At 68.6% G+C, this 19,016-nt stretch carries 11 protein-coding genes and 1 pseudogene; 4 read left to right on the forward strand and 8 right to left on the reverse strand.

Annotated features, from left to right (window positions below; all coding sequences use genetic code 11):
• Positions 1-48 precede the first annotated feature (48 nt).
• Both ACOGI8_RS13885 and ACOGI8_RS13890 read right to left on the reverse strand, forming a co-directional pair.
• Positions 49-852: a DUF4143 domain-containing protein gene (locus ACOGI8_RS13885; protein WP_419854383.1), complete on the reverse strand. Its 804-nt coding sequence runs from the start codon at positions 850-852 to the stop codon at positions 49-51.
• Positions 853-959: 107 nt separating this feature from the next.
• A pseudogene (locus ACOGI8_RS13890) lies at positions 960-1,358 on the reverse strand (AAA family ATPase); the annotation flags it as partial.
• A gap of 269 nt (positions 1,359-1,627) precedes the next feature.
• On the opposite strand from ACOGI8_RS13890, the gene ACOGI8_RS13895 reads away from it, so the two are divergent.
• Positions 1,628-2,005, forward strand: coding sequence for a clan AA aspartic protease (locus tag ACOGI8_RS13895; protein WP_419854384.1), 378 nt, complete (start codon positions 1,628-1,630; stop codon positions 2,003-2,005).
• A gap of 161 nt (positions 2,006-2,166) precedes the next feature.
• Here the strand turns inward: ACOGI8_RS13895 and ACOGI8_RS13900 are convergent, their stop codons facing one another.
• On the reverse strand, positions 2,167-2,766 hold the full coding sequence (locus ACOGI8_RS13900) for a hypothetical protein (RefSeq protein ID WP_419854385.1): 600 nt from the start codon (positions 2,764-2,766) through the stop codon (positions 2,167-2,169).
• Positions 2,767-3,444: 678 nt separating this feature from the next.
• On the opposite strand from ACOGI8_RS13900, the gene ACOGI8_RS13905 reads away from it, so the two are divergent.
• Positions 3,445-6,999: a PD-(D/E)XK nuclease family protein gene (locus ACOGI8_RS13905; RefSeq protein WP_419854386.1), complete on the forward strand. Its 3,555-nt coding sequence runs from the start codon at positions 3,445-3,447 to the stop codon at positions 6,997-6,999.
• Positions 6,996-10,724: a UvrD-helicase domain-containing protein gene (locus tag ACOGI8_RS13910; protein ID WP_419854387.1), complete on the forward strand. Its 3,729-nt coding sequence runs from the start codon at positions 6,996-6,998 to the stop codon at positions 10,722-10,724. The genes ACOGI8_RS13905 and ACOGI8_RS13910 overlap by 4 nt, the downstream gene beginning before the upstream one ends.
• 118 nt (positions 10,725-10,842) lie before the next feature.
• Here ACOGI8_RS13910 and ACOGI8_RS13915 read toward each other — a convergent pair whose 3' ends face one another.
• On the reverse strand, positions 10,843-12,213 hold the full coding sequence (locus ACOGI8_RS13915; RefSeq protein WP_419854388.1) for an amidase family protein: 1,371 nt from the start codon (positions 12,211-12,213) through the stop codon (positions 10,843-10,845).
• 114 nt (positions 12,214-12,327) lie between these two features.
• Positions 12,328-13,386, reverse strand: a complete 1,059-nt coding sequence (locus ACOGI8_RS13920; RefSeq protein WP_419854389.1) for a TIGR03857 family LLM class F420-dependent oxidoreductase — start codon at positions 13,384-13,386, stop codon at positions 12,328-12,330.
• A 266-nt stretch (positions 13,387-13,652) separates the two neighbouring features.
• On the opposite strand from ACOGI8_RS13920, the gene ACOGI8_RS13925 reads away from it, so the two are divergent.
• Positions 13,653-15,458: a fibronectin type III domain-containing protein gene (locus ACOGI8_RS13925; RefSeq protein WP_419854390.1), complete on the forward strand. Its 1,806-nt coding sequence runs from the start codon at positions 13,653-13,655 to the stop codon at positions 15,456-15,458.
• Between the two features lie 110 nt (positions 15,459-15,568).
• Here the strand turns inward: ACOGI8_RS13925 and ACOGI8_RS13930 are convergent, their stop codons facing one another.
• From ACOGI8_RS13930 to ACOGI8_RS13940, 3 genes are all read right to left on the reverse strand, one after another.
• On the reverse strand, positions 15,569-16,996 hold the full coding sequence (locus ACOGI8_RS13930; protein WP_419854391.1) for a hypothetical protein: 1,428 nt from the start codon (positions 16,994-16,996) through the stop codon (positions 15,569-15,571).
• The gene (locus ACOGI8_RS13935; protein WP_419854392.1) at positions 16,993-17,697 is read right to left on the reverse strand and encodes an RNA polymerase sigma factor; all 705 of its coding nucleotides are present in this window, start codon (positions 17,695-17,697) and stop codon (positions 16,993-16,995) included. Before ACOGI8_RS13935 ends, ACOGI8_RS13930 begins: the two co-directional genes overlap by 4 nt.
• A gap of 103 nt (positions 17,698-17,800) precedes the next feature.
• Positions 17,801-19,012, reverse strand: coding sequence for a CaiB/BaiF CoA transferase family protein (locus ACOGI8_RS13940; protein ID WP_419854393.1), 1,212 nt, complete (start codon positions 19,010-19,012; stop codon positions 17,801-17,803).
• Positions 19,013-19,016 lie beyond the last annotated feature (4 nt).

The following is a 19,016-nucleotide window of genomic DNA, read 5'->3' on the forward strand; positions in this document are numbered from 1 at the left end:
GAGACTCAAGGGGCTCGCTGCCGCGGCGGGATAGCTCGCCGCAGTTGCTCAGGGACCGAGTGCCGCCACGGGAACGACGGCGACGCCGTCATCCTCACGCGCCACTCGCAGGCCCGTGTGACTGCCCGGGGCGCCTACTCCGAACACTGCAACCAGTTTGGAGGGCGGTCGCTTGCCCGCGTCCCGCGTTCGCTGGGCGAGCAGCTTCAACGCTCGCTTCGCCTTGTCGAGCGACACGTCGTTGCAACTCAGCTTGACCTCCACTGCTGTCCACCTGCCGTCGCGGTCTTCCACTACCGCGTCGACCTCGAATCCGCTCTCTGCGTAGTACCGAACCTCGGCATCGTTCGCGTCGGCATAGGCCCGCAGGTCTCGCATGACCAGCGACTCGAAGGCTCCGCCCAAGTACTCGGGTTCTTCCGCTAGCCGCCGGGGACCGACCCTGAGCACCGAGGTCGCGACGGATGGGTCTGCCAAGAAGCGCTTGGGCGTCACTCGCATTGCCTGCTTCGAGGCGGGCTGGAAGCCCCAAGGCTGGCAGTCTTCCCGCAGATAGACGTCTTCGAAGGCCTGCAAGTACGCGGGAAGCGTCTTGCGGTCCAAAGGAGGTCGCGGTTCGCCTTCCGCGGTGTCACGAGCCAGCGCACTCGCCGAGGCGACGGTGCCCAGATTTCGAGCCAGTGACCGCAACACGCGCCGAGCGGTCTCGGTGCTCGTGTACGGGGGCGCATCTGCACTGCGCCGGATGTCGATGCCGCACATCGCGTCCACATACGAGTCGACATAGCGCAGCGCCCCGAGAGCGGCATCTTCAACGTCGCAGGCCAACCACCCCGGCAGATCGCCTCGCACAACTCCAGGCGAGACAGAGACTCCTCCGCGACAGCATCCACGGCGTCGCCTCTCAGCAGGGCACCCAAAGACACGGCTCCATTCGACATGCCTGTCTCGAACGAGGAGAACGTCCTCAGACGAATCGGCGCGAGCCGGCCCGCACCCGAGTGGCGAATCGGATTGTCGGGCAGTGTCGACGAGCCGGTCAGAATGAACTGGCCCGGAGCGCTGCCGCGCCGATCGCACTCCCGCCGCACCGCATTCCAGATGGCGGGAGCGATCTGCCATTCGTCTACCAACAGCGGGGCCGGACGGTCCAGCAGGCTGCGCAGTGCGGCACGCGACGCATCGGCCAGCTCGATCTCATCCACGGCCAGGAATGACGCCGCCGCCTGGTTCCCGGTCGTGGTCTTTCCGCACCCCCGCGGACCCTCGATCACCACCGCAGGCGAGAATTGCAGGGTGTCTCGGAGCTTGGCGTCTGCCAGGCGCGGCACGTACTCCTGGGCAGATATTGAACTCATGTCTCCGGCCGTAGTTCCCCGATATCTTGGGTAGTCATCACCCAATATATCGGGTGATGTCGGTCATGGCCCGGCGCGCGGGCACCTGAGGTCTGTCAGTTGGTGGGTCGCGACTGACGCGATTTCGCTGCGACAATGAACCCATGACGTCGACTCCAGAAGATTCCGTGCCCGAAAATGATGGTGATGTGACTCGCGACGTACGCGAGGCTCACCGACGCAGCCGTCGGCTGCCGTCTTTACGCCCTGTTCGACAGAGGAGGCCTCCTGTGGGCACCACGCACATCACCGTCACCGTCAAGAACCCAGCAGCACGCGACCGCGCCTGGCAAGGCGAGTTCCTGGTGGACACCGGCGCCATAGATTCGCTGGTGCCGCGCCAGCACCTCGAGGCCATCGGCGTCGAGCCGTTCGGATCTCGCACATATGAGATGGCGGACGGCCGTCGGCTGCAATTCGACATCGGGCTTGCCGAATTGAAGTTCATGGACGAGACAGTCGGCGGCACCGTCGTGTTCGTCGACGACGACGTCGAGCCGCTCCTGGGCCTCACTGCGCTGGAGTCGGCCGGCATCGAAGTCGACCCGCGCAACCAGCAGCTCAAGCGCCTGTCTGCTGTGAGACTCAAGGCGCTCGCTGCCCACTGACTCACGCCGGGGAGTACATCGCTTCGGGTCATTCGAGGCGCTGCCATGACGATTTCCCCATGTCGCGCATCGAGGTGCTGCTCTCGGAGGAGTTTGATCGGGTTGTCAGCGGATGATGCGCTGACGGCAGCCGCGGCGGCGCGGGGGCGGGTCGCTTATGGCTAATGCCCGCCCGCGTGGCGGTGGAACCTGCCGTCAGGGTGCGAGTGCCAATCGCCGAAGCCCTTCGCCTTATCGGCCGCGCTTGACGGGGCAGTCGCCGGAGGCCGGGCGACCGGGTCCCCGGTCGGGCGCACCGCTTGGCCCGGCGCCGGGTGACGGTAGCGCCAATCCGGATGCCGGTGATAGACGCCGTCCCCGTGGCAATGCCACAAGCCCTTCTCGGCGCTTTCTGCCTGAACGGCTTGCTTGGCAGCCGATAGGCCTTCCAGGTTTGGCGAGCCGCACGCGCCCGAGCGGCTGGCCCCTTTCCGCGCGTCCTCGGCCGCTACGTCCTCATAGGGCCTGTACAGCGTGAGCTTCACCGATTCGCCCGCCGTGAACGGGTAACCCGACACCGACACGATGATGCTCACAGACTCGGCGCGCGCCGTGTACGTGCTCAGCCCGCGAGATGGGCCTCTGTTTATCGCCAGTTGCCAGCCCGCGACCCGACCCCACGGCAGGGCGGGCCTGGTCGTTATCGCCAACGCGCTGGTACCGCCCGTCACCGCTACCACCGTGTAGGTCGTGGTCCCGATCTGGAAGGTGGGGTCAGTCAAATGCGCAGCGCATCGGTTGGCGCCGCTGATGTCGCAGCCACGCGTGACCCCGTCTACCCGTGTCTGGACCGTCAGCGTGGCGGACCAGGCTTCCTCCCCGCCATCGGGGACGGTCTGGGCGACGGCCGGGCTCGATGCAGCCAAGACCGCCGCAGCCAGCGCGGCCAGCAGCAGCGCGGCCAGGCGCAGGCGGACGCCACGGCGAGCTAGTGCTCTACCCCCCCCCCCCCCCGCAGAATCGGCGCGCCCGCGCGCCAAAGGCGCCGCTGCGAACCCCGAAGCGTTGTGTACGGTCCTGGCGGGCATGTGCACCTCCTGAGCGAGAGTCGCGCCGCACATTAGCCGACCGGCCGCGCCGCAGCACACACCACGACACCACGACAACCACAAACATCCCAGCCCCCCACGCCCGCAGCCCCACCCACCAGCGAGACGCTCGACCCGCCGCCAGCCACGCAATGAGAAGAAATCCTGGATCCCCACGCTGCGACACTCCGCACCCCACACGAGCAGTCCCAAGAGCCCAGCAGGCGACCAAGGAGGACGCAGCCCGCGCCATCATGCGGCGCCTGAGAGGCCCGTCCTGACCTGATCGGGTTTCGGCACCATCCCGCATACCCCCCCCCCCCCCCCCCTGAACAGCGTGTCCTGTCACACGCCCTGCGTAGTGTCGCTTTCATGAGCGACCTGGCGAGCGGAACCGCGCCACAGCCTGCAGACCGCGGAGGGCCTCGGGCACGGCATGACGACAGCGCGTTGCGCGTGATGCCAGTCGAATTCGGCGAACCGGCACGACAGGCGCTGGCTGCGTTGGTGGCCGAAGCCAAGTCGGGCGACCCGTTGAGACCGGTCACCGTCGTGGTGCCGTCCAACTACACCGGGCTGGCGCTGCGCCGGGCCCTCGCACCGGGGGTCGTCGATGAGGGAGGCGAGGCATCAGGCGACACGGTGCAGGCGATCGGCGGCGGCATTGCGGCGCTTGACACGCTGACATTCGGGGCTCTCGCCGATCGACTGGCCGGGCCGTCCCTGCAAGCTGCCGGTCGGCGGCCGCACGGCACCATGGTGCTGACGGCAGCCGTGCGCGAGGCGCTTCGCCACGATGCTGCGCTCTTCGGGCCAGTGGCCGACCACCACCGCACCGCGGAGGCACTGGCGGGGGCCTACAGCGAGCTGCGCGATCTCTCGCCGCACCAACTGAGGCAGGTCGCCGCGACCTCGGCGCGCGCAGCGGCCGTCGTCGCCATCTGCGAACGCATCAGGTCAGCGCTCGCACCGAAGTGGTACGACACGAGCGAACTCCTGCAGGCCGCCGCTGCACACGCGGAGGCTGCGCCGCCGGATGCCCTCGCGTTCGACCCGGGCGAGATCGTGCTGTACCTGCCGCGACGGCTCAGCGAGCCCGAGACCCGACTGGTACGCGCACTCGGCCTGTGGACGCTGGCCGCGCGCCGCAAGCCGCTGCATGTACTGGTGGGCGTCACCGGCGATCATGCAGCCGACGCATCGGCGCGAGCGGTCTGCGAGCGCTTGGGCGCCGGGCTGCCGGCCCATGAGGCGATGCCGCCGACCGGCACGCGGATCATGAGCGTCACCGACCCCGACGAGGAAGCGCGCACTGTGGTGCGCGCCGTACTGGCCGATCTCGACGACGGTGTAGCCCCCGGCCGCGCCGCGGTGTTCTACGCGGCGGCCGAGCCCTACGGACGCATGCTCGAAGAGCAATTCGAGGCTGCGGGCGTGCTCACGTACGGCAGCACCGCACGGACGCTGAGCGAGTCGATCTACGGTCGCTTTGCCTTGGGCTTGACCGCGCTGGCCGACGACGGCAACGGCGCTCCCGTTCTCGGGCGCCGCGAAGTGTTCGATCTGCTTGCCGGTGCCAAGATCCCGCGCCGGCAGGCCCGCCAGCGAAATGCTGACGCGCACTTCTTCGTGCCCGACTCGGCGTGGGAGCGCTTGGCTCGCGCAGCCCATGTGGTCAGCGGTGACGACTGGGAGGTCCGGCTGTCGGCTCACGCCGAGTGGCTGGAAGAGCAAGCACGGCTGAGAGCGCATGGCGAAGCATCGGCAGACGCCCAAGTCGCATGGCTCCGTCGGCAGGCCCGCGAGTGCCGTGCCGCAGCAGAGTTCGCGGCAGAACTGCGCGATCGCGTGCAGCAGGGCAGGCAGCACCAGACGTGGCGCAGCCTGTGCGACTGGATGCGCGCCTCGCTGCGGCGCTACCTGGGAGCAGTGGGACGCGACGGCTGGACGCAGGATTGGCCGCCGTGGGAGCGCAGTGCCGCGGAGCGCGTGGAAGGCGTGCTCGACCGGCTGGCCGACCTCGGCACGGTGGAGAGGCGGGTCACGCTGGGTGTGATGCGCCGCGCGCTCGAAGTCGAACTCAGCCAACCGCACGGCCGCAGCGGCACCGAGGGCATTGGCGTGTACGTCGGTCATGTCAATGGCGCAATCGACATCGTTGTCGATCGCACGTACGTCGTGGGCCTGGCCGAGGGCATCTTCCCCTCGCGTCCCGTGCCCGACAGCCTCATCAACGAGGACGAGCGCCGTGCACTGGGCGGCGCACTGGCACTGCAGACCGACGCGACCGCCGAGCAGCATCGAGCGCTGCTGGCCGCGATGGCCGGCGCCCGCCACGCCTGCACACTGCTGCTGCCACGCGGCGACTTGCGTCGCAACTGCGAGTACGTGCCGTCACGCCTGCTCATCAACACCGCTCGCCGAATCGAGCGTGATGCTCGTGGCGCCGATGCTGCGGAGAACCCGGCGGGCCGCCCGGAAAGCGGTCAGGAGTACTTCGCCGACGGCCTTGTGGACGGCGACAGCCTCAGTGCAGCGGCGCTCGACAGCACGGTGGACGACATCGTCGAGGCCCCCTCGTATCTCGCCGGGATTCGCTCGGCCGGCTTTCCGGCCACGGTCACCGAGTACGACGCGGCCAGCCTGCTTGCGCATCGTGCGAGCGGGAACCCGGTCGCGAGCCATGCACTGTGGCGCGACCCCGCATGGCGCAGGGGCGTCTCGCTGACCGACGCCCGCGCCAGCAGCGAGTTCACCCGTTTCGACGGGAACCTGACCCACGTCATCGATGCCGACGGCGCGCTGGCCAAGGTCATGTCCGCCACCCGTCTCGAGCACTGGGCCACCTGCCCGCGGCGCTACCTGTTCGAGGATCTGCTCGGCATCGAGGCCGTCGAAGAGCCCGAGGACATCCTGCGGCTCAGCCCGCTCGAACGAGGCCAGCTCATGCACGAGGCCATCGATCGCTTCTTGCAGCCGCTGATAGCGAATCGACAGCCGGCAGGCAGGGGCGCGCCCGTGGCCCTCAGCGGTCCGGGCCGCATGCCGCCGGGACCGCAGCGTCCGCCTTCCGACGAAGACCGCGACGAGCTTGTCGCAATCGGCCGCGGGCTGGCAGACCGGCGCGAAGCACAAGGCCTGACCGGTTCGCCGCTGCTGTGGCGGCGTGACCGGGCCGCGATCTTGAGTGATCTGGCCGAGATGCTGGAGCGAGACGGCGACAAGCACCGGCCGCCCCGCGGTGAGATCGAAGGGTCGGAGTTCCGGTTCGGCTTTGCCGATTCCGCGGTCGGGGCCGTCGCGTTTGACCTCACGGACGGTCGCACCGTGCGCTTTCGAGGCGTCATCGACCGGGTGGAGCGCACGGACGATGGCGCGTTGGTGGTCATCGACTACAAGACCGGTTCGCCGCGCAGCTACCGGGGCCTGACGCCGGCCACTACGCCGCGGACGGCCGAGCCCGATCCCACCCTGCGAGGCACGAAGCTGCAGCTTCCCGTCTATGCGTTGGCTGCGGCTGAGCACTTTCGCGGCGCTGCGACCGCCGGCGCAGCAGATCACGCCGCCTACTGGTTCATCTCGAGCCAGCCCGGCCACTGGGAGTGGATCGATCTCGCCGTCGACGACGAGGTGATGCGGCGGTTCGCGCAGGTGATCGAAGTCATCGTGGCGGGCATCCGCGGCGGTGTGTTCCCCGGCTATGCGCGCCCCGGCGACGATCGCCTGCCCTTCGTGGCATGCCCGTACTGCGATCCCGACGGGATCAGCTCGGGCGATGTCCGCGACGACTGGATGCGCAAGCGGCACCAGCCGCTGCTCGAGGGATTCAGCCGCCTGGCCGAGCCCGACGAGCATGACGCACCGGGCGCAGCGGCCGAGGCCAACGCGGCGTCACCGTACGGGCGTCACATGGACGGGCCGCTATGAGCGCGTCAATCGGCGCCGGGCCGGCAGCGTCGGCAGCGGTTGTCGATCACTCCGCACGCGAGCGTGTCGTGCACGACGTCGGCTCGACGATGTTCGTGGAGGCCAGCGCGGGCACCGGCAAGACCACCGCGCTGGTCGGTCGCATCGTCGAGCTGGTGTCGGGCGAGCATGCCGTGCCGATCAGCGCGATCGCGGCCATCACGTTCACCGAGAAGGCCGCCGCCGAATTGCGCAATCGAATCCGCGCGGAGCTGAACGCCCGATTGGCAGGGTCGCAGGACGCCCGGACGTGCCAGCAGTTGCGTGACGCGCTAGACGGGCTCGACAGCGCAGCCATCTCGACGCTGCACAGCTTCGCTCGCCGCATCCTCAGCGAGCATCCCATCGAAGCCGGGCTACCGCCGCTGTTCGAGACGCTTGATCAGATCACGAGCGATGTCGAGTTCGACGACCGCTGGCGCAGTTTCGTCAACGAGCTCCTGGCCGACGACGATGCGCTGTGGCTCGTGCAGATGCTCGACGCGGCCGGCGTCACGCCTGCCGATCTGCGTGAGGTGGGCGCTGCCTTCGGCACCAACTGGGACCGCATCAGGCCGCCGGACCGGCCATTCGAGCCGGCGCCGCTGCAGATCGACGGTCTGGTGGCCCGCGGCAGTGCGCTCTGCGCGCGCAGGCGCGAGTGCAGCGATCCCGGCGACAAGGCGCTGGCCCGCTTCGGGCAGCTCGAGGAGTTCGTGGCACGTCTGCGATGGGCGCGCAACGACGCCGAGGCGCTGGGCGTGCTGCTCGATGCCGAAGACTCCCGTCACGGCGTCCCCAAGATCGGCACCCGTCGCAGGGGGACAGGGCAAGCCCAGAACTGGAAGGACATCGCGTCGGTGCGCGAGGACTTCACCGCATTGCGCGTGCACTGCACCGAGGCGGCGGCCGAGGCGCTGCAGCAGGTGATCTCCGCGTGGTGCAGCCACGTCGCTCGCTTCACGCTCGAAGCCGCAGAGCAGCGGCGCGCCAACGGGCGGCTGGAATTCCACGACTTGCTGGTCCGCGCCCGGGACCTGCTGAAGTCGTCACATGACGCCCGCGACTCGCTGCACCGGCGGTACCGGCACCTGCTGCTCGACGAATTCCAGGACACCGACCCGATCCAGATCGAGATCGCGACGCGCATCGCGGCCGTGGTCGATGCCGACGAACCCGTGCCCGACGGCTGGCAGCACATCGACACCGTGGACGGGCAGCTGTTCTTCGTCGGCGATCCCAAACAGTCGATCTACCGGTTCCGTCGGGCCGACATCAGCCTGTATCTCGATGCCCGGGACCGCTTCGCGAGTTCGCAGCCAGCGGCGGCGCTGGTCACGAACTTCCGCACGACGGAGCCCATCATCGACTGGGTCAACCACACCTTCGATCGGCTGATGGCTGCCCGCGGCAGCGATCCGGCCGATCAGCTCGCACCCGCGGCGCACGACGCCGGTGCCGAGCCGCCCGCGGCAGCCGGCACAGCTCCACAGCATTCGGAGCGGCTGCACCCCGAATATGCACCCATGCACGCATCGAGATCGGCTGTGGGCCAGGGGCCCGCAGTCGTGGCGCTGGGCCTGAGCGGGCATCGCGACCTCAGTGCTCAAGGCATCCGCGACGCGGAGGCCGCCGACATCGCCGGCGTCATCACTGAGATCCTCGCGAATCAATGGTCTGTCGAAGACCGTCACCGCGGCGGCGAGCGGCCAGCCCGCCTCGGCGACATCGCCATCCTCATCCCGACGCGGACATGCCTGCCGCAGCTCGAAGCGGGGCTGACCGCAGCGCAGGTGCCGTATCGCCTCGACGCATCGGAGTTCGTGTGGCGCTCCCGGACGGTGCGTGACCTGCTGATGTGCCTGCGGGCCGTTGCCGACCCCGACGACGCGCTCGCTGTAGTGAGCGCTCTGCGCACGCCGCTGTACGGGTGCGGCGACGACGATCTGTACACGTACTACTGCGCGGTCGGGTCATGGAGCCTCTTCGCTTCCGATTTCTCTGCCGTGCCGGACGGCGCCGAGCACCCCGTGGCCGCAGGCATGCAGCACCTGCGGCGTCTCTACGACGAGCACGCCCTTGCCGCCCCCTCGGTGCTGCTCGACCGCCTGGTACGCGAGCGGCGCGTGCTCGAGCAGGCCGCAGCCGGGCGGCGAACCCGCGAGGTCTGGCGACATGTGCGCTACGTCATCGATCAGGCGCGGGCATGGTCGCACAGCCAGCACGGAGGCTTGCGGCAGTTCCTCCGCTGGGCCGCGATGCAGGCATCCGAACGCGCCAAAGTCACCGAGGCGATCCTGCCTGAATCTGACGACGACTCGGTCAGGGTGATGACGATTCACGCAGCGAAAGGGCTCGAGTTCCCGATCGTGATCGTGGCCGGCCTCCAAGGCGGCAACCGGTCGCGGCCGTCGCTCGTGGGCTTCACCGGTGCTGACCGCGACGGCCTCGATCACTGCTGCGGCGCTGCTGCAGTGCGCCTGCGCGCCGGCGCCGAGACAGCCGGCTACGCACTCTGGGCCGAACGCGAGAAGGCAGCGGATCACTTCGAGCGCATCCGACTGATGTACGTAGCCTGCACCCGCGCACGCGACCATCTGATCGTGTCGTTGCATCGCCCGCTGCCGCCCGCGAACGAGGACAGCGCGCGGCAGCCGCGCAGCAAGCCCAGTGCGCAGCTGCTCTTCGAAGCGATGCCGAGGCTCGGCACCGGGACCGTGGCGAGCGAGCGCGGCTGGGACTACCGAGAGGTCTCCGGCGACGCGACGGTTGCCATGCACGCCGCCGACACGGCGGCGTCGCGCAGCGGGCTGCCCGAGCGCGGCGACTGGCTTGCGCGACGGGAGCGAGCCGTGCGATCGACGAGAGCTCGTTCGGCGCTCAGCACCACCTTCATTGCTCACGGCGGTGCCGCTGCGGTCGGCGACGGAGGACATCACCAGGTCGGCCCGCACGCGAGCCCCCGCGACGACAGTCCGCCAGCCCGTAGCCCGAGCGACATCGGCCCGACCGACGACGGACTCAGCGCAGATTCAGCCGATGCACGCCATATCGGCAAGGACGCGCCCGGCGAACATCTCGGCGACGAGGGGCCTCCTGCCCGCCGCGGGCGGGGCGCGACGGCAGTGGGCAAGGCAGTGCACGGTGTGCTCCAAGCCATCGATCTGGCTGGCGGAGCTGGACTCGAGGAGCTGGCCGCTGCACAGTCTGTCGTCGAAGGGGTGGCAGCACGAGCAGGCGCGGTGGCCGACTACGTCCGCTCGGCCTTGGCAAGCGACGAGGTGCAGCGCGCCGCCGCCGGGCGATGCTGGCGCGAGGTGTACGTGGCCGCCCCGGCGGTGCCGGCTGCGTCATCGTCGGGTGCTGCCTCGGGTCCGGTTGTAGAGGGCTACATCGATCTGCTGTTCGAGGACGACCAGTCCGACGGGCTCGTCGTGGTCGACTACAAGACCGATGCGCTCGGCGCGATGCCCGACGCCGACCACGAACGAGCCGAGCAATATCGTCGGCAGGTCACCGTCTACGCATGGTGCCTCGAACGGGCGACCGGTCTTCGGGTCGCTCGTGTGGTGCTGCTGTACCTGCGCGCCGACGGCACGCAGGCTCACAGCGATGCGCTGGAGGGCGAAACGCTGCGCCAAGCGATCGGCGATGTGGACGAGCTCGCAGCCGACCTCGCCCAAGCACCCGACGAGTCGGCGTCGTAGAGATCGCTGCCCCAGAGTGCGAGGGCGTGCCGAGGCTCCGCGAGAGTGGCGCGCGATTGGCGCCGTGCCCGCGGTGGCTCTCGGCGCGCTGGCGCAGTAGCTGCTGCCGTCCCCTGCGCTACAGGGCGCGGGGCGGGGGCTGGTAGCCGCCGGTGAGTTCGCCGATTCGGCGGGCCAGCGCCATGGTGGTGCGATCGCCGCCGTAGGGGCCGACCACCTGGAAGCCCACGGGCAGGCCCCCGGTGGTGAGTCCCAGCGGCGGGACGGTGGCAGGCAGGTACGACATACCGGTCAGGATCGTCCAGCGGGTCATCTCGATGTACGGCCGCTCGATGCCGTTTGCGGGGATGCGGCGCTCGGCGAAGGTGCCCTCCTGCATGTGATCGAAGGGCGGGTGGAAGCTCACCGGCATGAGGATCGCGTCGTAGCCGGTGAAGAAATCGGCCCACTTGCGGCGGCACTCCTCACGCGCCATGTGGCGCTCAAGCCACTCGCGATGGCCGGGACCCTCGCCGCGGCCAGCCAGGGTCATGGCGGCTCGCACCAACCACAGGCCGGTCTCCCATGCCGGCAGCGGATCGATATCCGGTCGGGCTGCGTGGTCGACGCTCACGCCGCTCGCCTCGAGCGCTGAAACGGCCGCGTTCATCACCTCCAGCACGTCTCCGTCGACCGGGCAGTAGGGATCGTCGAGCCATGCGGCAACACGCAGGCCGCCGACCTCAGCCGGTGGGGGCGGCAGCTGCGGCACCCACGGCGCTTCGGTGCGCAACAGCACGTCGAAGAGCAATTCCAAGTCGTCACAGCTCCGCGTCAGCGGGCCGAACACGTTGATGTCGGGCTCGGTGGTGCCGCCGCGCAGGTGATCCAGATAGCCGGTGGTCGGGATCACCCCGAAGCTTGGCTTGTGGCCCCAGATGCCGTTGTACGAGGCCGGGAAACGGATCGAGCCTCCGATGTCGGTGCCGATCTCGAAACTCGTGAAGCCCATGGCGGTTGCCGCCGCGGCGCCACCCGAGGAGCCGCCGGGAACCTTGGTCAGGTCCCACGGGTTGTTGGTGGTGCCGAACAGGTCATTGAACGACTGGTTGTCGGCCGACCAGCGCGGCAGGTTGGTCTTGCCGATCACGATCGCTCCCGCAGCACGGCAGGCCGCCACGACAGCCGCATCGGTGTCGGGCACGTTGTCGGTCAGCTCCCGCGCCCCGCCGGTCGAACGGATTCCCGCCGTCATCAGGGCGTCCTTGGCGGTGAATGGGATGCCGTGCAGCGGCCCGAGCGTCTCGCCGGCTGCCTGCGCGGCGTCCGCCGCGGCGGCTCGCTCCAACGCTCCGCCGAAATCGCGGGTCACGACCGCATTGATGTCGCCGTCGAGCCGCTCAATGCGATCGATGATGTGCGCAGTCAGTTCGCGGCTCGACATCTCCCCCGCGGCAATGGCCGCTGCCTGCTCGCTCGCACTCCACAGTCCCGGATCATCGCTCGCCATCTCGTCCCCTGATCCCCAGGCGCCGACTACCGCCCGGCGCTGCGCCGACGTTAGTTCTGACGTTGCAGGCAAGTTCCGGGTCGAGCGCTGTCGCGGAGGGAGCAGCCTCAGCTTTCACACGGCGATCTGCCGGTAGGCATCGATGACCGATGCCAGCTCGGCGGGCGTTGCGCCGTGCATGAGCACGGCGTCACTGCCGAGGTCGATCTGCCGTCTCACGGCCGCGGCGCACTCGGCGGGCGTGCCCGTCGCCATCGGGGCCAGCCATTCATCGGGGAGCAGCGTGCCGATGTGCTCGAGTTCGGCAACCGTGGCTGTGCCGTCGATCGGGGCAAGGAACTTGGCCACGACCTCGTCCGCTCGGAACTGCGCCAGCACATCTGGGTCCCAGCGGTTCACCCGCACCAGCACATCGCCGTAGTACTGCAGGTAGGTGGCCAGCCGTCCGATCGTCTTGCGCAGCCGCAACTCATGCGGCACCTCGTCGCTGACCACGACGAAGCACGACCACACGTTCACCTCAGCCGGATCGCGCCCGGCCTGCTCGGCCGCCGACTTCGTCGCGCCTACCGATCGCACCAAGGTCTCGTCGGAATAGAACGGATGCAGGATGACGTCGTCGAAACAGCGCCCGCCCAGGGCCAGCGAGTTCGGCCCCATCGCCCCCAGCGCCAAGGGCAAGTGCTCATCGAGCTCCTGGTCGAGCAGCAGGATCGGCACGCGGCCGGTCGGACCGTCGTAGTCGCCGACGATCTCACCCCGGAACAGCCGGCGCATCACCAAGGCGAAGCGCTCCAGCTCGGCCGTGGTGACGGGTTCCAGGCCCATGATCTGCTGCGCCACAGCGACGCCGCGCCCGAAGCCCATCGTGAACCGACCGCCGGCCAGGCTCTGCACCGTCAGCGCAAGGCCCGCCGTGATCGTCGGATGGCGGGTGTTGATGTTCGTGACTCCCAGCGTGATGCCGATGGAGTCGGTAACCGCAGCAGCAGCACCGCAGAGGGCGCCGGCCTCCTTGCGATTGGGCCGTTCTCCGAGGAACGCTCTGCCGAGCCCCATCGCTTCGGCCGCTTGAACCTCGGTGAGCGCATCGGCTGAGTCGAGCGCATCGCCAGGCAGCATGTAGAAGCCCAGCTCGGGAAATTCCTGCGTAGTGGCCACTCCGTCTGACATCGCCGGAACACTAGATGACGGTCCGCCGACGAACGGGGCTGGGAACGCTGGAAGCGCCACGGCACTGATCGGATAATGAGTCCATAGGCGACTTCATTCGATCAATGTGCTTCTTCATGTGCAATGCATATGCAGATTTGCCAGATAGCGGCTCGATCTCGCGAATTTGTGCGCATCGACCATGACGTGCGGCTGCGCGGTGCTAGCTGAACGGAAGCGTTCGCGTCGCCGTATGGGTGCGCGTTCTGGCACATGGGGGACATGTTGTGAAGAAGCTGGCGGCATTCGTCTTGCTGGCTGCGATGTGGGGCGTACCCGCTCCTGCGGCGGCCCAGGTGCCGGCGTGGACCAATCCGGAGCAGACGGTGCGCATCGATCGCGGCTTCTATCTGTTCTGGCATGAGTCGCAGGGAGCGACGGGGTTCGATATCGAGATCCGGGCACGGAGCGGGGGCGAGTGGGGCGAGTGGTCGCCGGTTGCTCACAGCGGCACAGACCAGCCGGCAATCGTGACGGGGCTCACCGCGGGCACCACGTACCAGTGGCGCATACGGGGCACACGCGGCACGGAGCAGGGCAGGTGGTCGACCTATGACGACGACACGGACAAGGCGTACACCAGGGTGGCGCGCGCCTACGGCATCGGGGTTCCCAACCCGCCGATCCTGGACTCGGTGACGGAATCCGATGGGACCGTGACGGTGAATTGGCGCCCGGGCGAGCCGCGAGACGGCGTCACGGTGACGGGCTACGAGGTGGCTTGGCGGTATTGGGTCGACGGCGTGAGCCACGAGTCGATTTCGCAGAGGCTGCCGGCGTCCGCGAGGTCATATGTGATCAGCGAGCCCCTCCTCATCGGCACCTACTACGAAGCATCGGTAAACGCCGTCGCGGACGGCAAGCTCAGCGCCGAGTCGTCCAACCAGCTCGAGTTCGTGCCGACCGAGTTGTCCCAAGGTTCCCCGCTGAGCTTCGACGGTGCGGCGGTGTCTGGGAAGACCTACACGGTGGGCGCCCGGGTGGACTGGGCGCGTTCGAACGCAGCCGACCAGGGCATGCCACGGCTCCCCGAGGCCAGCGGCGGCGGACGGACGCTGACCTACAGCATCGAGGGGCTGCCTGACGGCTTGTTCATGGGATACGACCGTGTGCTCCGGGGAACGCCGACTGCCGCCACCGACGGCCCGGTCACCGTCACCTACACCGTCACCGACGAGCACGGCGCGTCCGACTCGCTCACCTTCGAGGTGACCGTCAATCCCGCGCTGACCTTCGACCCCGCCGACGTCGGAGCAGTCCCCATCAGCGGCGCCTACCAGCCGCTCGGGCTGTTCGAATGGGGCATCCACGACTGCGCCGTGGGCACGCCGATCAGCGTGGTACTGCCTCCCGCCTACGGCGGCACCGGCACGCTGACCTACCAGCTCTCCGACAACGACACCGTCCTCCCCCTTGCGCAGGTCGTCACCGGACTCAGCTTTGACACTGCCACCCGCACCCTCAGCGGCACCCCCACCACAGCAGGCCGCTACGCCATCACCTACTGGGCCCAGGACCGAAACGGTGCCAACGTCTCGTCGTACTCCAGCATCGCCTTCGCCGACGGCGTCGACAGCACCGGCATCTGCGAAGCAAGCAGCCAGGCTGTGGTAGAGGAACAGGCCCCTGACGCAGTCGGTGCCCAGCTCGGCCCGTCAATCGGACAGCGGAGCATCCGCGATCAAGATCCCGCGTCGGCGCAGCAGGCACCTGCGGACGAGGAACTGCAGCGACAACCAGAGCAGCCGGTGCCCCAGCGGCCAGGCCCGGTGGCCAGCTTGCAACTGTCCTCCACAGCGAACACCGTCACCGTCACCTGGCGGGCTCCCATCAGCGGCGACGCGCCAGACCGCTACATCGTGCACCTCAGGCCTGCAGATGGCGGCAAGGGGGACACCAGACGGCCAAAGGCCGCCAAGCAGAAGGTCATCTTCCGCAACCTCGCGAGCGGCACTGCCTACAACATCTGGGTTCGGGCCAAGAACGAGGGCGGCAAGGGCGAACGCGTCCACGCCGCCATCACCGTCGAGTGACCGTGCTGGGGCTCACAGGCCGATGCCGCAGGTCGTTGCCGGAGCGCTGTGCGGCGGCGCGGCCGGTCATCGCCGCCATCTCGCGCACGGCGGCGCAGATCGTCGCAGCGCTACTGGGCGCGCTCGACAAGAAACAGCGTCTGCTCTGGCTTGCCCACGACGACCGCGAGATGCTCGCCCGCCCTGCCGACCTGCCCGTTCACCCGGTCCAGCTCCTCATCGGGGATCGGGCAAACCTCCCACGTCTGCTCGCCGCGTTGCAGCATCGCCATGCCCTGGCTGACATGCACCGTCGTCGCGACGTCCATGATGGTGGTCTCGTGCAGAGCCACGGTGGCGGCACCTCCGTCTGCCGATCGACTCGGGGCCAGCTGCAGCGCGGCGACCGTGTACTTCGGCGGACTCATAGTCGTCCACTCCAAGTCGGCACCGGATGCCGCAGCGGCATGTGCATCGGAGCGAGCCACGTCCGGCCAGCGTGCCGCGAACCCCCCGTCCAACGACGCATACGGCCAGCTGTCGCGGTGGATCTCGCCGAGCTGCGCTAGGTCGGCGAGAAGATCCGCAACCGCGCCAGTCGGCGCTTCGTGCTCCGATGGGTCCGCGCACTGCTCGTCCAGCCACAAGCGTTCGGCGCGCTCAAGTTCGATGGCGGTGTCGGTGACACGAATCCGAGCGTTGAGCAGTTCCCACCCCACCGTCGGCGGTGTGTCGTCATCGACGCGGACGTAGCTCCACTCCCCGTCGTTCTCGTCGGTGCGGATCGCCACAATCTGTTTCCGGGAGCACTCCTGCGGTCGGACGGCACCAAACACCGCAATGCGCCCTGACACAGACAGGTCAACCGCGATCACCTCCATGCCCTCAGGCAGGCCCACAGAGTGCCAACTGCTGCCGTCGTAGGCATACCAGTCATCGGCTGCTTGAACGACAGCATGCTGCCCGCTGAACGAGTAGCGCATGTCTGCGCCCTCGGCCTGCGGCGGCGGCTTCACGACAGACACGGTCGTGGCGAACACGGCGGTTTCCGGATCGCTGCTGGCGGGCTGTGTGCTGTCCCAGTTCTCCGCTTCGCCAGCCGCCTCCGGTTCGAGTGTCTCGCTGTCTGGAGGCACGGCGCCGCCTGCCGTCGCCTCCAGTTGTTCCGCCGCGTCCTGCTGAGGTGCGTCTTCGCTCGTCGCTGCCGCACCGGCGAGTTCGACGCCGGACTCGTCGGCCATTTCATCGTCGGCCATTTCCTCTTCGTCGGCGCTCGCTGCGACAGCAGCGGTTGCCGCGGGCATGGCCTCGGCCTCGGTTTGTGGATCTGTGGCCACCACGGAGTCGGTCAGTTCATCAAGGCCACCGTCTCGCAGGGAGATGACGCCCACGAGCGCGACCGCCACGAGCGCCAAGGCGCCCGTCCCGCCACGCATCGCGTTGCGCCGGCGCTGCAGTTGGGCGGCCCTCGCTTGGACATCATCCACCGAACCCGGGCCGACCGGCATTGCGGACGCCGCGCTGCGGAGCCGGCTGCGGAGGCGGTCCTCGGCGGTCACGATCCCTCCCCTTCGACAGGCGCCCCTTCGAGCACGTCGCGCAGCTGGTTGAGCCCGCGGCTGAGCCTGCTCTTCACCGTGCCTTCAGCGATACCCAGCGCGTCTGCCGTCTCGGCCACTGACCAATCCAAATAAAAACGCGCCACGATCACTGCACGGTGGGCATCGTTGAGGGTTTCGAGGGCGCGTTCGAGATCCAGATCGCGGGCACGATCCTCGGTCGCGTGGGGTTGAGCCAGCAGCGGCCGGCGCTCGCGCTCGCGCCGGACCCGTCGCAGCCATGACCGTGCCCAATTCAACCCGACACGGAATATCCAGCCCTGCGGATTCGCATAGGAGCTGACCTGTCCCCAGCGCTGACAAGCGCGCGCAAATGCCTCGTCGGCAGCTTCGGCGCCGAGCGCGCTGTCGCGCAACGCCAGCCCAAGTGCCCGCGCCAGCTCGTCGCGGTGAGTCGCATAGAAATCCTCGAACCGGACTGCTACCGCGTCGATGGGGGCAGCCCCAGACGACGGCGCACCCTCAGCGGCGCTCACCGTCAATCCAGAACGGATCGTGCCCGAACCCATCAGCTGCGAGCCCATGAGCCCCGCCCCGATGAGTCCCGAGCCCATCAGCGCCGAATCCAGCCGCGAGGCGCCGAACGGCGGACCCGCGTGCATCACTGCCAGATTCATCACTGCTGTAGGCGCGCCAGCCATCCCAAGTCCCCACGAAGACTGCCTACCCCTTCAGACTCCGGCCGGACTGTTTCGGTTCCATGAAAATCGTCATATGAATGTCTATGAATGTCATGGTCGACCGTCACGGCCGCTCGTGCACGCGCCCGTCGGCCGCGAACTCGTCCTCGATGAGCACGCCCGCTCCGCGCAACGCGTCAATCTCCGCGCGGCCGGCGCCCAGCCACTCCGCCAGCACCTCGCCGTTGTGCTCGCCGAGGTACGGCGCCAGTGAGTCCGATGTCACCCCCGAGACCGCCGCCGAATCCGCGGTAGCACCGGCAAATCTGTACGGCGTCTGGGTCACGCGGCGCGTGCCGCCGTCGCGAGCACTGATCTCCACCGAGGAACCCCGATGGGTCGCGGTAGGCGATTCGTGCGCCTCCGCCGTCGTGCGGATGTCGCCCCATGCCAGGTTCGCTTCGTCGAGGGCTGACAGCATCTCCGCACGGGTCGTGAACGAGCTCAGGAACGCGTTGATTGCATCGGTGCGGTGCGCCCGCTTAGTCGGGATGTCGGCATCGGGGGGCGACGGGTCAGCGAGCCCGTGGGTCTGGCTCAGCTGCCGCCAGATCCACCGGAAATCGCCTGCGGTCAGAACCGGGCCGTCGACGCCGTCCCACACGAGCCCGCCCTGGGATGTGTAGTTGCCGCCGTCGAGCCCGGCCTGGCTCCCCTCATCGGTCGCCAGGAATGCCTCGAGCATCGCGATGTCGATGTGCTGGCCCTGCCCGGTCGTCTCGGCGACGCGCAGCGCGGCGAGGACGCCGATGGATCCGTGCAGTGCCGCGTTGGTATCGGCGACGGCCAGGTACGGCTCTTGGAGCGGCTGCTGGTGCATCTTGGCGGCGCGAGCCATCCAGCCCGACTCGCCGTGCAGCACAGCCGCATAGGCCGCCCGCTGCGAATCGGGGCCCTCCTGCCCGAAACCGCTGATCGACAGCATGACCAATGCCGGGTTCACTTGGCACAGCTCGGCAAACGACAGACCGTGGCGCGCCATGACGCCCGGTCGGAAGTTCTCGACGAGCACATGGGCCTCCGCCACGAGCCGCTTCACCGTCTCGGCGCCGCCCTCGGCACGCAGGTCGATGCAGACGTTTCGCTTGCCCACGTTCTGCTGGGTGTAGAAGCCCGCGAGCCCCGCTCGATTGACGCCCCACAGGCGCGAGATGTCGCCCTCAGGTGGCTCCACCTTCACGACGTCTGCTCCGAGATCGCTGAGAATCCGTCCGGCGAACGGCCCGGCCAGAACGCGGCTCATGTCGACCACGCGGATGCCTGCCAGCGGTCTCATCGAC

Source organism: Candidatus Poriferisodalis sp. (genome assembly GCF_965204195.1).
Lineage (GTDB): Bacteria > Actinomycetota > Acidimicrobiia > Acidimicrobiales > Poriferisodalaceae > Poriferisodalis.